This is a genomic window from Acidovorax sp. GW821-FHT10E04, assembly GCF_059415185.1.
Map to the genome: position 1 here is coordinate 678,855 of NZ_JBWKMT010000001.1, position 14,226 is coordinate 693,080.

General features: G+C 65.9%; 13 protein-coding genes. 6 read left to right on the forward strand and 7 right to left on the reverse strand.

The annotated features are described in order from the left end of the window. Nucleotides 1-6: 6 nt before the first annotated feature. Together AC07OC_RS03110 and AC07OC_RS03115 are read right to left on the reverse strand one after the other, a co-directional pair. Nucleotides 7-558, reverse strand: coding sequence for an NUDIX hydrolase (locus AC07OC_RS03110; RefSeq protein ID WP_218294951.1), 552 nt, complete (start codon nt 556-558; stop codon nt 7-9). A 121-nt stretch (nt 559-679) separates the two neighbouring features. After that, entirely contained in the window at nt 680-1,375 is a 696-nt protein-coding gene (locus tag AC07OC_RS03115; RefSeq protein ID WP_218294952.1) for a fumarylacetoacetate hydrolase family protein, read from the reverse strand. A gap of 141 nt (nt 1,376-1,516) precedes the next feature. Here AC07OC_RS03115 and AC07OC_RS03120 point away from each other — a divergent pair, with 141 nt between their 5' ends. The 3 genes from AC07OC_RS03120 (at nt 1,517) to pgeF (ending at nt 3,623) form a co-directional block, all read left to right on the forward strand. Further along, the gene (locus tag AC07OC_RS03120; protein ID WP_218294953.1) at nt 1,517-1,972 is read left to right on the forward strand and encodes a MarR family winged helix-turn-helix transcriptional regulator; all 456 of its coding nucleotides are present in this window, start codon (nt 1,517-1,519) and stop codon (nt 1,970-1,972) included. A 110-nt stretch (nt 1,973-2,082) separates the two neighbouring features. After that, the gene (maiA, locus tag AC07OC_RS03125; RefSeq protein WP_218294954.1) at nt 2,083-2,751 is read left to right on the forward strand and encodes a maleylacetoacetate isomerase; all 669 of its coding nucleotides are present in this window, start codon (nt 2,083-2,085) and stop codon (nt 2,749-2,751) included. Further along, nucleotides 2,748-3,623 (forward strand): peptidoglycan editing factor PgeF, encoded by an 876-nt coding sequence (gene pgeF, locus AC07OC_RS03130; protein WP_218338546.1) that lies wholly within the window; start codon nt 2,748-2,750, stop codon nt 3,621-3,623. The genes maiA and pgeF overlap by 4 nt, the downstream gene beginning before the upstream one ends. On the opposite strand, the gene AC07OC_RS03135 is transcribed toward pgeF, so the two are convergent. Next, nucleotides 3,543-3,878 carry a hypothetical protein gene (locus AC07OC_RS03135; RefSeq protein WP_218338547.1) on the reverse strand — a complete coding sequence of 112 codons (336 nt, stop codon included), beginning with the start codon at nt 3,876-3,878 and terminating at the stop codon, nt 3,543-3,545. The two genes, pgeF and AC07OC_RS03135, sit on opposite strands and share 81 nt — an antisense overlap. 124 nt (nt 3,879-4,002) lie before the next feature. On the opposite strand from AC07OC_RS03135, the gene AC07OC_RS03140 reads away from it, so the two are divergent. The 3 genes from AC07OC_RS03140 (at nt 4,003) to phbB (ending at nt 8,108) form a co-directional block, all read left to right on the forward strand. Further along, nucleotides 4,003-5,703, forward strand: coding sequence for a PHA/PHB synthase family protein (locus AC07OC_RS03140; protein WP_218338548.1), 1,701 nt, complete (start codon nt 4,003-4,005; stop codon nt 5,701-5,703). 187 nt (nt 5,704-5,890) lie between these two features. Then, the gene (locus tag AC07OC_RS03145) at nt 5,891-7,069 is read left to right on the forward strand and encodes an acetyl-CoA C-acetyltransferase (protein ID WP_218338549.1); all 1,179 of its coding nucleotides are present in this window, start codon (nt 5,891-5,893) and stop codon (nt 7,067-7,069) included. 301 nt (nt 7,070-7,370) lie between these two features. Then, nucleotides 7,371-8,108: an acetoacetyl-CoA reductase gene (gene phbB / locus AC07OC_RS03150; protein WP_218294959.1), complete on the forward strand. Its 738-nt coding sequence runs from the start codon at nt 7,371-7,373 to the stop codon at nt 8,106-8,108. Nucleotides 8,109-8,598: 490 nt separating this feature from the next. Here phbB and AC07OC_RS03155 read toward each other — a convergent pair whose 3' ends face one another. The 4 genes from AC07OC_RS03155 to AC07OC_RS03170 form a co-directional block, all read right to left on the reverse strand. Beyond that, nucleotides 8,599-10,656: an ABC-F family ATP-binding cassette domain-containing protein gene (locus tag AC07OC_RS03155; RefSeq protein WP_218338550.1), complete on the reverse strand. Its 2,058-nt coding sequence runs from the start codon at nt 10,654-10,656 to the stop codon at nt 8,599-8,601. 111 nt (nt 10,657-10,767) lie between these two features. Next, nucleotides 10,768-11,700: a 50S ribosomal protein L3 N(5)-glutamine methyltransferase gene (gene prmB, locus AC07OC_RS03160; RefSeq protein ID WP_218338551.1), complete on the reverse strand. Its 933-nt coding sequence runs from the start codon at nt 11,698-11,700 to the stop codon at nt 10,768-10,770. After that, complete coding sequence (gene dapE / locus AC07OC_RS03165; protein ID WP_218338552.1) at nt 11,697-12,902, reverse strand: succinyl-diaminopimelate desuccinylase; 1,206 nt, start codon at nt 12,900-12,902, stop codon at nt 11,697-11,699. Before dapE ends, prmB begins: the two co-directional genes overlap by 4 nt. A 156-nt stretch (nt 12,903-13,058) precedes the next feature. Next, on the reverse strand, nt 13,059-14,222 hold the full coding sequence (locus AC07OC_RS03170) for a PilT/PilU family type 4a pilus ATPase (protein WP_218294963.1): 1,164 nt from the start codon (nt 14,220-14,222) through the stop codon (nt 13,059-13,061). Nucleotides 14,223-14,226 lie beyond the last annotated feature (4 nt).

Below are 14,226 nucleotides of genomic sequence, written 5' to 3' on the forward strand. Positions count from 1 at the left end.
CGGGCGCTATTCGATATCGATGCAGTGCAGCCCGAAGCTGCCCGCCTTGCGGTCGGCAAAAAACGCTTCCAGCGTTTCCTTGACGGTACGGAAGGCGATCTCGTCCCAGGGCACCTCGTCTTCGGTGAAGAGCCGCGCCTCTATGGTTTCATACCCGGGGTTGAACTGGTCGCTGAGCAGGTGGGCCCTGTAGAACAGGTGCACCTGCCCCACACGGCGCACATTGAGCAGGCTGAACAGCGGGCCCATCTCGATCTGTGCGCCGGCTTCCTCGTCCGTCTCGCGCGCAGCGCCCTGGGCCGTGGTTTCGTCCAGTTCCATGAAGCCCGCCGGCAGCGTCCACTTGCCCCAGCGCGGTTCGATGTTGCGTTTGCACAGCAGCACGCGTCCATCGGGCAGGGTCGGCACGGTGCCCACCACGTTGAGCGGGTTCTCGTAGTGCACCGTGCTGCAGGTGGGGCACACCGCGCGCTGCTTGGTGTCGCCGTCGTCCGGCAGGCGGTAGACCACGGCGGTGCCACAGGCGCGGCAGTGTTTGATGGGGCTGCGGAAGGTCATCGGGGGTTTTGATTCAAATAGGCTGCTGGCGCTTGTTCCATCAGCGCTGGCAGCTATGAAAAGGATAGCTTTTGGCTGCGCGCCGGGGGCCTGTGCGCCAGGTGGCCCAGGCCGCAGGGCGTCACACCACGCTCAGCCGCAGCGTGCCCAGGCCGTCCACGCCGCCCTCGAGCACGTCGCCGCGCACCACGGCGCCCACGCCTTCGGGCGTGCCGGTGTAGATCAGGTCGCCGGGCTGCAGCTCCCATGCGGCCGACAGGTGCTCGATGGTCTCGGCGATGTTCCAGATGAGCTGGGCCACGGTGCTGCGCTGGCGGTCCGCGCCGTTGACCTGCAGCCAGATGCCGGCCTTCTCCACGTCACCGGCCTGCGCGGCGGGCGTGATGGGGCCGATGGGCGCGCTCGCGTCGAAGCCCTTGCCGATGCACCAGGGGCGGCCCTGTTTCTTCATGTCGTTCTGCAGGTCGCGGCGCGTCATGTCCAGGCCCACGGCGTAGCCGTAGATGTGGGTGAGCGCATCGGCGGCCTGGATGTTCTTCCCGCCCTTGCCAATGGCCACGACCAGTTCGATCTCATGGTGCAGGTTGGCCGTGAGGCTGGGGTAGGGCAGCTGGCCCGTCTCGCCCGCATTCACCACCACGATGGCATCGGCCGGCTTCATGAAGAAAAACGGCGGCTCGCGACCGGTGAAGCCCATTTCCTTGGCGTGTTCTTCGTAGTTGCGGCCCACGCAGTAGATGCGGTGCACGGGGAACCGGTCGGCGCTGCCGGCCACGGGTACGCTGGCCACCGGTGCGGGAGAAAACACGTAGCTCATGTCTGCCTTTCTTCTTGTCTCTGGGTGCGATGGAACGGGTGCGGGCCTGGCGTGCGGGCGGGTTGCCCTGCGGGCCGGGCCGAAGTGTGGCAGTGTGCCATGGGTGCGGGCGTCTTGCTGTGGGACGCTACACTCGCGCCCATGGCAAAGAGCTTCGATTTCCACAACACGCCAGGCCACCTGGTGCGCCGTGCCCACCAGCGTACCGTGGCGCTTTTCATGGAGGAGACAGCGGGGTTTGACGTGACGCCCGTGCAGTTCGCCATCCTGCATGAACTGCTGGCCCGGCCCGGGGAAGACCAGGTCACCTTGGCATCCCGCGTGGCGTTCGACGCGGCCACCTCGGGGTCGGTGATCGGGCGCCTGGAAAAGCGCGGCTGGATCCGCCGCGAACCCGACACCCGCGACCGCCGCCGCAAGCTGCTGTGGATCACGCCGGAAGGCGAAGTGGCGGCCCTGCAGATGCGCGATGCCGCCCAGCGCGTGCAGGAGCGTCTGATGGCGCCCCTCAACGCGCAGGAGCGCGGCGACCTGATGGTGCTGCTCACCAAGGTCGTCTACAACCACCAGGACCCGGCCGGCGCCTCGGGCGCATGACGCCGGCCCCGCCGGGCCGTGGCAGGGCTTGCGGGACGCACCGTACAACCGCCGCTCTCCACGGCACGCACGCCCACCGATCCATCGACGCAATCCCCATCCCCATCCCCATGCAGCTGTACAACTACTTCCGCTCCTCGGCCTCGTTTCGCGTGCGCATCGCGCTGCAGATCAAGGGCCTGGCCTACGACTACATTCCCGTGCACCTCGTGAAGGGCGAGCACCAGCAGCCTGCCTATGCGGCCCTCGCCGCCGATGCCCTGGTGCCCACGCTGGTGACCGATGGCGGAGAGGCATTGTCGCAATCGATGGCCATCATCGAATACCTGGACGAGACCCATCCCACACCCGCCCTGATGCCCGCCACGGCCCTGGACCGGGCGCGCGTGCGGGCGCTGGCGCAGATGGTGGCGTGCGAGATCCACCCGATCAACAACCTGCGCGTGCTCAAGTATCTGGTGCGGGAGCTGAAGGTGGATGAAGCCGCCAAGAACGCGTGGTACCACCACTGGCTGCGCAGCGGGCTCGAGGCCTTCGAGCGGCAGCTGGTGCTGCTCTCGCAGGAGCGCGCGGCCCAGGGGCTGGCGCCCTCGGTGCTGTGCTGGGGCGGCACCCCCACGCTGGCCGACTGCTGCCTGGTGCCGCAGATCTTCAACGCCCAGCGTTTCAAGGTCGACCTGGGCGGCCTGCCGCTCACCATGGGCGCGTTCGACGCCTGCATGGCGCTGCCCGCATTCCAGAAGGCCCAGCCTTCCGCCTGTCCGGACAACGAAGCTTGACCCTTCGCACGCACTCCCCGCAGGCCACCGACTGGCTGGTGCCGGACTGGCCCTTGCCGCCGGGCGTGCATGCGCTGTGCACCACCCGCGCGGGTGGTGTGAGCCTGCCCCCGTATGACAGCCTGAACCTGGGCATGCATGTGGGGGACGACCCCGCCGCTGTCCGCGCCAACCGCCTTCGGCTTCAGTCCGCCCTCGAAGGAGTGACAGCGGGCACGCGGCCCGTGTTTCTGAGCCAGGTGCATGGCGATGGCGTGGTGCAGCTCGACGGCGGCACGCCCGACGGCATCGAGGCCGACGCCTGCGTGGCGGCGGTTCCCGCGGTCGCCTGCACCATCATGGTGGCCGACTGCCTGCCGGTGCTGTTCGCCCACCGCTCAGGCCGGGCCGTGGCTGCGGCCCATGCGGGATGGCGCGGGCTCGCGGGGGTGGACGGGCAGGGGGTGCTGGAATCGGTTTTCAAGCGTTTTGTCGCGCTGGCCAAGGCGGATCAAGCGCACGATGCTATAAAAATTGAAGCAATCCTGCCCTTGCAAGGGGTGGCGCAGGACACGCTGGCCTGGCTGGGGCCCTGCATCGGCCCGCAGGCGTTCGAGGTGGGTCCCGAGGTGCGGGCGGCTTTTTGCGACACCGCCCCGGCCTTGCAGGATTGCTTCGCGCCCAGCGGCCACGCCAGCGGCAAGTACCTGTGCGATCTGGCGGGCCTCGCGCGGCGGCGGTTGCAGGCGCTCGGAATCACCCATGTCCACGGCAATGACGGAACACCGCCATGGTGCACCGTCACGAACGCATCAAGGTTCTTTTCCCACCGGCGCGACAGCGCCACCCTGGGCGGCAGCGGGCGCTTCGCTGCCTGCATCTGGCGCGGCTGAGGAATCGGGGCCGCCAGCCTCGCGGGCCGCCGCGGCCTGCTCGGCATCGTGGGCAGCCTGCTCCGCGGCTTCACGCGCCTTGATCGCGCGCTTGCGCGAAGGCGTGCCCAGGATGTACACCAGAATGCCCATGGGCAGCAGCCCATACAGCGCGAACGTGATCACGGCGCCCAGCAGCGTCCCGGTGGGGCTGGTGGCTTCGGCCACCGCCATCATGAGGGTGACGTAGGTCCAGGCGATGACGATGAGGTACATTGGTTTATGTTCGCTGCAAGCGTTGAATCCGTTGCCATGCTGAAGTGGGTCGGCAACAATGAACCCGAGACACAAAAAACAAGAAGCCCTGCCGCTGCGAGCGACCAATCACTGAGGAAAGAGCATGAATTCTGAATCACCATGGGCCGAGAGCGCCCAGCAGTTCCAGCAGATTTTCGGGCAAAGCTGGTCACAGGCACTGCAGTCGTTCCAGAAGCTGGACCTTGGTACGCAGGTACCCGCCACCCCCCCTCTGAAGTTTTCACCCAGCAAGCTGCAGGCGCTGCAGCAGCAGTACCTGAAGGAAGCGCAGGAACTGTGGGCCCAGGGCCTGCAGGGCGCGCCCGAGGTCAAGGACCGCCGCTTCGCCGGCGAGGGCTGGGCCAGCAACCCCGTCGCGGCCTTCTCGGCCGCCGCCTACCTGCTCAATGCGCGCACCCTGATGGGCCTGGCCGAGGCGGTGGAGTCCGACGAAAAGACCAAGGCCCGCATCCGTTTCGGCGTGGAGCAATGGATGGCCGCCATGGCGCCGAGCAACTTCCTGGCCTTCAACGCCGAGGCGCAGAAGAAGGCCATCGAAACCAAGGGCGAGAGCATTGCCAAGGGCATGCAGAACCTGCTGCACGACATCACACAGGGCCATGTGTCGATGACCGACGAAAGCCTGTTCGAGGTGGGCCGCAACGTGGCCACCACCGAGGGCGCCGTGGTGTATGAGAACGAGCTGTTCCAGCTGCTCGAATACAAGCCGCTCACCGCCAAGGTCTATGAGCGCCCCTTCCTGCTGGTGCCGCCGTGCATCAACAAGTTCTACATCCTCGACCTGCAGCCCGAGAATTCGCTGATCCGCTACGCCGTCGAACAAGGCCATCGCACCTTTGTCGTGAGCTGGCGCAACCCCGGCGATGCCCTGGCCCACAAGACCTGGGACGACTATGTGGAAGACGGCGCGATGGCGGCCATCGACGTGGTGCGGAACATCACCGGCGCCGAACAGATCAACGCGCTGGGCTTCTGCGTGGGCGGCACCATCCTGAGCAATGCGCTGGCCGTGCTGGCGGCACGGGGCGATGAGCCCGTGGCCAGCGCCACGTTCCTCACCACCCTGATCGACTTCACGGACACCGGCATTCTGGATGTGTTCATCGACGAGGCGTTCGTGAAGTTCCGCGAGATGCAGATGGGGCAGGGCGGGCTGATGAAGGGGCAGGACCTGGCATCGACCTTCAGCTTCCTGCGTCCCAACGACCTGGTGTGGAACTACGTGGTGGGCAACTACCTCAAGGGCGAGACGCCGCCGCCGTTCGATCTCCTGTACTGGAACAGCGACAGCACCAACCTGCCCGGGCCGTTCTACGCGTGGTACCTGCGCAATTTCTACCTGGAGAACAACCTGGTCAAGCCCGGCAGGCTCACCGTGTGCGGCGAGAAGATGGACCTTGGAAACCTCACGCTGCCGGTGTACATCTACGGCTCGCGCGAAGACCACATCGTGCCCATCAACGCCGCCTATGCATCCACCCAGGTGCTGCCTGGCAAGAAGCGCTTCGTGATGGGGGCCTCGGGCCACATCGCCGGCGTCATCAACCCCCCCGCCAAGGGCAAGCGCAGCCACTGGATCCGCGCGGACGGCAAGCTGCCCGCCACGCTGGACTCGTGGCTGGAGGACGCGACCGAACACCCCGGCAGCTGGTGGACCGATTGGTCCGGATGGCTCAAGGGCCATGCCGGCAAGCAGATCGCGGCCCCCAAGGCCTACGGCAAGGGCACGAAATTCAGGGCTACCGAGCCGGCACCGGGCAGCTACGTCAAGCAGAAGGCGTGACATGCGCAAGCCCCTGGGTCGCCTCTGGCGTGCATTGCCGATCAGGGACGGCGGCGCCGCCCCGCATTGCGGCACCTGTCTGGCGCCCCGCGCCGGGGCAGCGCCGGCACCGGCGGATACGCAAAAGCACTGATCCGCGGCGCTGCGAGAATTACCAAGCAACAACCCCCAACCACAAGGACATTCCATGGAAGACATCGTCATCGTTTCGGCCGCCCGCACCGCCGTGGGCAAGTTTGGTGGCGCACTGGCCAAGACGCCCGCGACCGAGTTGGGCGCCATCGTGATACGCGAAGTCATCGCGCGCGCGGGCCTCTCGTCCGACCAGATTGGTGAAGTCATCATGGGCCAGGTGCTGACCGCGGGCGTGGGCCAGAACCCGGCGCGCCAGGCCTCCATGAAGGCCGGTGTGGCCAAGGAGACCCCCGCGCTCACCATCAACGCCGTGTGCGGCTCGGGCCTCAAGGCCGTGATGCTGGCGGCGCAGGCCGTGGCATGGGGCGACAGCGAGATCGTCGTGGCCGGCGGGCAGGAGAGCATGAGCCTGTCGCCCCACGTGCTCAACGGTTCGCGCGACGGCCAGCGCATGGGCGACTGGAAGATGGTCGACTCGATGATCGTCGATGGCCTGTGGGACGTCTACAACCAGTACCACATGGGCATCACGGCCGAGAACGTGGCCAAGCAGTACGGCATCACCCGCGACATGCAGGACGCCCTGGCGCTGGCGAGCCAGCAAAAGGCCGCTGCCGCGCAGGATGCCGGCAGGTTCGCTGACGAAATCGTGGGCGTGAGCCTGCCGCAGAAGAAAGGCGATCCCATCGTCTTCAATGCCGACGAATACCTCAACCGCAAGACCAATGCCGAAGCGCTGGCCGGCCTGCGCCCCGCGTTCGACAAGGCAGGGAGCGTGACGGCGGGGAATGCCTCGGGTCTCAATGACGGCGCGGCCGCCGTGGTCGTGATGAGCGCCAAGAAGGCCGCCGCACTGGGTCTCAAGCCCCTGGCACGCATCGCGGCCTTCGGCACCAGCGGTCTGGACCCCGCCACCATGGGCATGGGCCCTGTGCCTGCATCGCGCAAGGCGCTGCAGCGCGCGGGCTGGAGTGCCGCGGATGTGGACCTGTTCGAACTCAACGAAGCCTTTGCCGCCCAGGCCTGTGCCGTGAACAAGGAGTTGGCCATCGATCCGGCCAAGGTCAATGTGAACGGCGGCGCCATCGCCATCGGCCACCCCATCGGCGCGTCCGGCTGCCGCATCCTCGTGACGCTGCTGCATGAAATGCAGCGCCGCGACGCCAAGAAGGGGCTCGCCGCGCTGTGCATTGGCGGAGGCATGGGCGTATCGCTCGCGGTGGAGCGCTGAGGCGCCAGGGGGGCGCGGCAGTCCATGCCGCGCAACCTCCACCGATCCCGGGCCGACGCCGCGTTCGCGCGGCTTTTTTTATTTCCGGACGCTAGTCAGGCTGCGGTCCGCATGCCGGTATGGCCGTGGACCTTTTTTGTATCAAGGCGTGGCAGCGCGCGCCGAATTCAGGGCGTCCTGGCCGCGGTGCAGGCCAATCTGTCAAAAAGGAAAGGGCTTCAGTGTTTTCCTTCACGGCAGTGTCCGATTTCTTGGGTAGAGTGGACGCTGAAGGCATCACCAATCAACAAGGAGAAATCACATGAGCCAGAAAGTTGCATACGTCACCGGCGGCATGGGCGGCATCGGAACCGCCATTTGCCAGCGCCTGCACAAGGAGGGCTTCAAGGTCATTGCCGGTTGCGGACCGACCCGCGACCATGCCAAGTGGCTGGGTGAGCAAAAGGCCCTGGGCTACACCTTCCATGCGTCAGTGGGCAATGTGGGCGATTGGGATTCCACGGTCGAGGCCTTCGGCAAGACCAAGGCGGAACACGGCAACATCGACGTGCTGGTGAACAACGCGGGCATCACGCGCGACCGCATGTTCCTCAAGATGTCGCGCGAAGACTGGGATGCGGTGATCGAGACCAACCTGAACAGCATGTTCAACGTCACCAAGCAGGTGGTGGCCGACATGGTGGAAAAGGGCTGGGGCCGCATCATCAACATCAGCTCGGTCAATGGCGAGAAGGGCCAGGCAGGCCAGACGAACTATTCGGCCGCCAAGGCGGGCATGCATGGGTTTTCGATGGCCCTTGCGCAGGAACTGGCCACCAAGGGCGTGACGGTCAACACCGTGAGCCCTGGCTACATCGGCACGGACATGGTCAAGGCGATCCGCCCTGACGTGCTCGAAAAGATCGTGGCGACCGTTCCCGTCAAGCGCCTGGGCGAACCCAGCGAAATCGCATCGATCATTGCCTGGCTGGCATCGGAAGAAGGGGGCTATGCCACCGGGGCTGACTTCTCGGTCAATGGCGGCTTGCACATGGGCTGATGGCCTGGGCCCGCTGTTTGCCGTAAAGAACAAAAACCCCGCAGCGCGGGGTTTTTTGTTGGGGAGGAGCAAGAGGGAAGGACTGCCGGGCGTCTTGCCTCGATGGGGCTATGAAATGCGCCACCCGGTGCAAGCATGGCCCACACCTTGGTATGGTTCGTGCTTCATGGTGGTGGCTGGCATTTGAGGGCCTTCGGGCGGGAAACGCTGGCTGCGGCGCCTTCAGAGGCGGGCGGGAGCGCGCTTGCGGTCGCGTTCGTCTTCGGGCCAGGCGGACAAGATTGCGGTGGTATTCATGCTGAAAACTCCTGTGATGTACCAACAACGCAGCCAATCCACAGTCCGTTGACAGCGTTTCGCAAAAAAATGCAACCGCCAGTGCCCGTCTGTTTACAATGTAAATCGCTATCAAAAATGAAGCACTAAATGCTTTCCAGGTATGCGCCAACGCCAAAAAATAGAGTCTTTTGGCTTACATGGATTTACATTTTCAACCCGCTGCCGACGCCGACATTTCTTCCAGGACCGAAGAAATTTCCAGCCAACGCTCCTCCAGCCTGGCTGTCTCGTCGTTCCCTGCCTTGAGGTTGCGGCCACACTCGGCGATCTCCGCCGGCGCAAGGGCCTGGGTGAGCTTGTGCTCCAACGTGGCCCGCTCGGTGGACAGGGCGGCCAGGCGCTTGTCGATTTGTTCCAGCTCCTTTTTCAGGGGCCGGGTTTTTTCCGCCTGCTGCTGACGCACCTGGGCATCGAGCTTGCGCTGCTCCCGTCCATCGCGCGAAGGGGCGGGGGCGGCGGCCGGTGTGGGGGCCGGGGCGGTCACGGGGGCGGGATGTGCCACCGCTGGCGAAGGTGCCACGGCGGCTGGGGGTGGTGTCTGGCTCGCCGCTGAGGATGTCTGCGCCTGCTCGGCCAGGCGGGCCTCCTCGCGCAGGCGTTTGGATTCCTCGAGCAGGTAGCGCTGGTAGTCGTCCAGATCCCCGTCAAAAGGCCCCACGACGCCCCGGCCCACCATCCAGAAGTCCTCGCAGACCGAGCGCAGCAGCGCACGGTCGTGGCTGACCAGCATGACCGTGCCATCGAAGTCGTTGAGCGCCATGGCCAGGGCTTCGCGGGTTGCCAAGTCGAGGTGATTGGTGGGCTCGTCCAGCAGCAGCAGATTGGGGCGCTGCCAGACGATCATCGCCAGCACCAGCCGCGCCTTTTCGCCGCCGCTCATGGTGCCCACGGCCTGCTTGACCATGTCGCCTGTGAAGTTGAACGTGCCCAGGTAGCTGCGCAGGTCCTGTTCGCGGCTCGGTTGCTTGATATCGGGCCCCAGCTCCTTGGCCAGGCGGATCATGTGCTCCAGCGGGTTCTCCGCGGGGCGCAGCACGTCCAGTTCCTGCTGGGCGAAGTAGCCGATGTTCAGTCCCTTGCCCTCGGTCACGCTGCCGCCCAGGGGTTTCATGGTGCGGGCGATGGTCTTGACGAGGGTGGATTTGCCCTGGCCGTTGGCGCCCAGGATGCCGATGCGCTGGCCCGCCAGCACCGAGCGGTTCACGCCCCTGAGAATGGTGGTGGCCGCGCCCTCGTCATCCACATAGCCGAACGATGCGTCGCTGATCGCCAGCATCGGATTGGGCAGGTTGGTCGGCTCCTTGAACTCGAACGTGAAGTCCGCTTCGGCCAGCACCGGCCCGATCTTCTCCATGCGTTCGAGCTGCTTGACGCGGCTTTGCGCCTGCTTGGCCTTGCTGGCCTTGGCCTTGAAGCGGTCGATGAACTTCTGCAGGTGGGCCATCTTCTCCTGCTGCTTGGCAAAGCTGGCCTGTTGCAGTTCGAGTTGCTGCGCGCGCAATTCCTCGAACTTGCTGTAGTTGCCGCCGTAGCGGTTCAACTCGCCTTGCTGGATCTGCAGGGTGACGTTGGTGATGGCGTCGAGGAACTCCCGGTCGTGGCTGATCACGATCATGGTGCCCGCATAGCGCTTGAGCCAGGCTTCCAGCCAGACCAGCGCGTCCAGGTCCAAGTGGTTGGTGGGCTCGTCCAGCAGCAGCAGGTCGCTGGGGCACATCAGGGCCCGCGCCAGCTGCAGGCGCATGCGCCAGCCGCCCGAAAAGCTGTTGACCGGCTGCTCCAGCTCGCTCACGCGAAAGCCCAGGCCCAGGATCAGCGCCTGGGCGCGCGCCACGGCGTCGTGTGCGCCGGCGTCGTGCAGGTCGGAATACGCATGGGCAATGGCCATGCCGTCGTCGCTGGCCTCGGCCTCCACCAGCTGCTGCTGGACCTCGGCCAGCCGCGTATCGCCTTCCAGCACGAACTCGGTCGCGGACTGGTCCGTCTCGGGCATGTTCTGCGCGACCTCGGCCATGCGCCAGCTCGCGGGGATGTAGAAGTCTCCACCGTCTTCATGGAGCTTGCCGCTGAGCAGCGCGAACAGGCTGGACTTGCCCGCGCCGTTGCGGCCCACGAGTCCGACGTTCTCGCCGGGGTTGATGGTGGCGGAAACGCTGTCGAGCACGACTTTGGCGCCGCGTCGCAAGGTAACGTTCTTGAGGGTGATCATCCGGAGTTCACAAAAAGGCGCACCCGCGCTGGGCGGGTGGCATGAAAAAGCAGGGGGCCAGCGCTGCTGCAATCGGTGCAGCCGATGCAAGCGGCAGCGGCGCGCAACCCTCTATTGTGCCGCGAGACGGGATTGGGCGGCCAGGGCCCGCCGGGTCACCAGCAAAACCTGGTCTTCGCCAGCGCTGGTATCGAGCCAGAACACGGGCAACTGGGGGAAGGCTGCTTCAAAGTAGGCACGCTCGTTGCCGATCTCCAGAATGATCACGGCATCCTCGCTCATGCAGGCGGGCGCGGCAGCAAACAGCTGGCGCACGAAGTCCATGCCATCACTGCCGCCGGCCAGGGCGAGTGCGGGCTCGGCGCGGTACTCGGCGGGCAAGGTGGCCATGCTGGCCGCATTCACGTAGGGCGGGTTGCACAGGATCAGGTCCCAGGGGCCGGGCAGGGCCTGAAGGCCGTCGGAGAGCTGCAGCTGGATGCGGTCCTGCAGGCCGTGCTTGTCCACATTGATCCGGGCCACGGCCAGGGCGTCGGGCGAGATGTCGGCACCCGTCACCAACACCTCGGGCCAGGCCATGGCGGCCAGCACGGCCAGGCTGCCGTTGCCCGTGCACAGGTCCAGCACCCGGTGGGTGTGGTCGCTCAGGTACTCGTCCGCGCCGCCGTCGACAAGCAGCTCGGCGATGAAGCTGCGCGGGACGATGGCGCGTTCGTCCACGTAGAACGGCACGCCCTGGAGCCAGGCCTCCTGCGTGAGGTAGGCGGCGGGCTTGCGCGTGCGGACGCGTTCTTCGAAAAGGGTGGCCACCAGGGCGACCTGCTCGGGTGCGACAGACTGGTTCCTCAGGGAATCGGGCGCGTCCGACAGGTCGCTGTCCAGCGGCAGGCCCAGGCGCCACAGCACGAGCCAGGCGGCTTCATCGTGGGCGTTCGTGGTGCCATGGCCAAAGGAAACGCCAGCTTCGGCCAGCTGCCGGCTGCCCGATTCGACGAGCGCGCCGACCGTGGTGCCCGCCACGGCGTGGGGTGCCGCCGTGCTCATGCACGCACCGCCGGGGCGGCCTCGGGGGCTGCCAGCGCCTGCGCATGCAGGTTTTCCAGTGTGCGGCGGTAGATATTCTTGAGCGGCTCGATGTCGGCCACCACCACGTGTTCGTCGATCTTGTGGATGCTGGCGTTGGGCGGGCCCAGTTCGATCACCTGGGGGCAGACCTGCGCGATGAAGCGGCCATCGCTGGTGCCACCCGTGGTGGAGAGCTCGGTCGTGAGGCCGGTCTCCGCCGCGATGGCCTGTTGCACGGCGTCCACCAGTTCACCCGGCGTGGTGAGAAAAGGCTGTCCGCCCAGCGTCCAGCGCAGGTCGTACTCCAGCCCGTGGCGGTCGAGCACGGAGTGCACGCGCTGCTTGAGGCCTTCCGCCGTGGATTCGGTGGAGAAGCGGAAATTGAAGTCCACCACCACGTCCCCCGGGATGATGTTGGTGGCGCCCGTACCGCCATGCATGTTGCTGATCTGCCAGCTGGTGGGCGGGAAGAAGGCATTGCCCTGGTCCCATACCGTCGAGGCCAGTTCGGCCAGGGCAGGCAGCGCCTGGTGGATGGGGTTGCGCGCCAGTTGCGGGTAGGCGATGTGGCCCTGGATGCCCCGCACGGTGAGCTTGCCGCTGAGCGTGCCGCGCCGGCCGTTCTTGATCATGTCGCCGGTGCGCTCGACCGACGTGGGCTCGCCGACGATGCAGTAGTCCAGTTGCTCGCCGCGCGCCTTGAGCTGCTCGACCACGACCTTGGTGCCGTCCACCGACGGGCCTTCCTCATCGCTGGTGAGCAGGAAGGCGAGCTGGACCAGGGGCTCTGGCGTGTGCGCCAGGAATTCCTCGACCGCCACGACGAACGCGGCGATGGAAGTCTTCATGTCGCTGGCGCCCCGGCCGTAGAGCTTGCCGCCACGGTGTGTGGGGACGAAGGGATCGCTGCTCCACTGCGCCAGCGGCCCCGTGGGCACGACATCGGTGTGGCCTGCGAATACTATTGTTTTGATAGCTGATGGCGCTTTTCCAGACTGGGCTGCAGCCCGTTTTGCCCACAAATTGCTGACGCGGAAATCCGCCGGGCCGCTGTCCAGCCGTTCGCACACGAATCCCAGCGCGGCCAGGCGGGCCGCCAGCACGTCAAGGCAGCCCGCGTCCTCGGGGGTGATGGAGGGCAGGGCGATGAGCTGTTCGGCCAGATGCAGTGTGCGGGACATGGGAAGGGGTGGGTAAGACAGGGGGCGTTTAAATAGTCGATTGTCCCAGACGCCGCGTCATGCACCGGCGCGGCCCGGGCGTGTGGCTCCGGGCACGCGCCGCAGCCAGGGCGCCGTCACCCCGGGGGCAGTGCGCCGAAGGCGACTCAGGAGGGATCATGCAGCCGGTTTAACGTCCAAAACGATCTCGGTGAACGAAGGCTGGTCGTCCGGGGTATCCCGCGCTTCTTTCTGGGCCTTGGCCGCATTGGCCGCCAGGGAGAAGTCGTTCTGCAGGCGCCACATGAGGTTGGTGGGGGAATCCGCGTACGCCAGGCCTTCCTTGCGGTCGATCTTGGATTCCATGATCAGGTGCGCCAGCGCTTCCTCAAAGGTCTGCGAACCTTCCGCCATGGATTTCTCCATCGCTTCCTTCACGCCGGAGAAATCGCCTTTCTCCACCAGCTCGGACACCAGCTTGGAATTGAGCATCACTTCCACCGCGGGGACGCGGCCGCCGTCCGATTTGCGGACCAGGCGCTGCGACACCACGGCCTTGAGCGCGGAAGCCAGGTCGCCCAGCATGGTGGGGCGCACTTCCACGGGGTAGAACGACAGGATCCGGTTGAGCGCGTGGTAGCTGTTGTTGCCGTGCAGCGTGGCCAGGCAAAGGTGGCCCGATTGCGCATACGCAATGGCGGCGGACATGGTTTCGCGGTCGCGGATTTCCCCGATCAGGATCACGTCGGGCGCCTGGCGCAGCGCGTTCTTCAGGGCCGTCTGCAGCGACTGCGTGTCGCTGCCGATCTCGCGCTGGTTGACGATGGATTTCTTGTTCTTGAACTGGTACTCGACCGGATCCTCGATGGTGAGGATGTGGCCGGTCAGCGCTTCGTTGCGGGTGTCGATCATGGAAGCGAGCGTGGTGCTCTTGCCCGAGCCCGTGGCGCCCACCACCAGGATGAGCCCGCGCTTTTCCATGATCAGCTCGCGCAGCACGGGAGGCAGGCCCAGGGAACTGAATTCCGGGATCTGCTGCGAGATGAAGCGGATCACCACCGCATAGCTGCCCCGCTGGCGCATGGCGCTGACGCGAAAACGCCCCACGCCGCTGAGTGGCACGCCCATGTTGAGTTCGCCGGTTTCTTCCAGCTCTTCGATGCGGTCCGGAGGGACCACTTCGGAGAGCAGGTTGCGCGGAGCATCCGGCGGCAGGATCTGGTTGTTGATCGGCACGCACTCGCCGTTGATCTTGATCAGCGCCGGCGCATTGGCCGACAAATAGACGTCGGAGGCTTTTTTCTCGGCCATCAGGCGAAGAATCCGTTCCATCGTGCTCATGGTG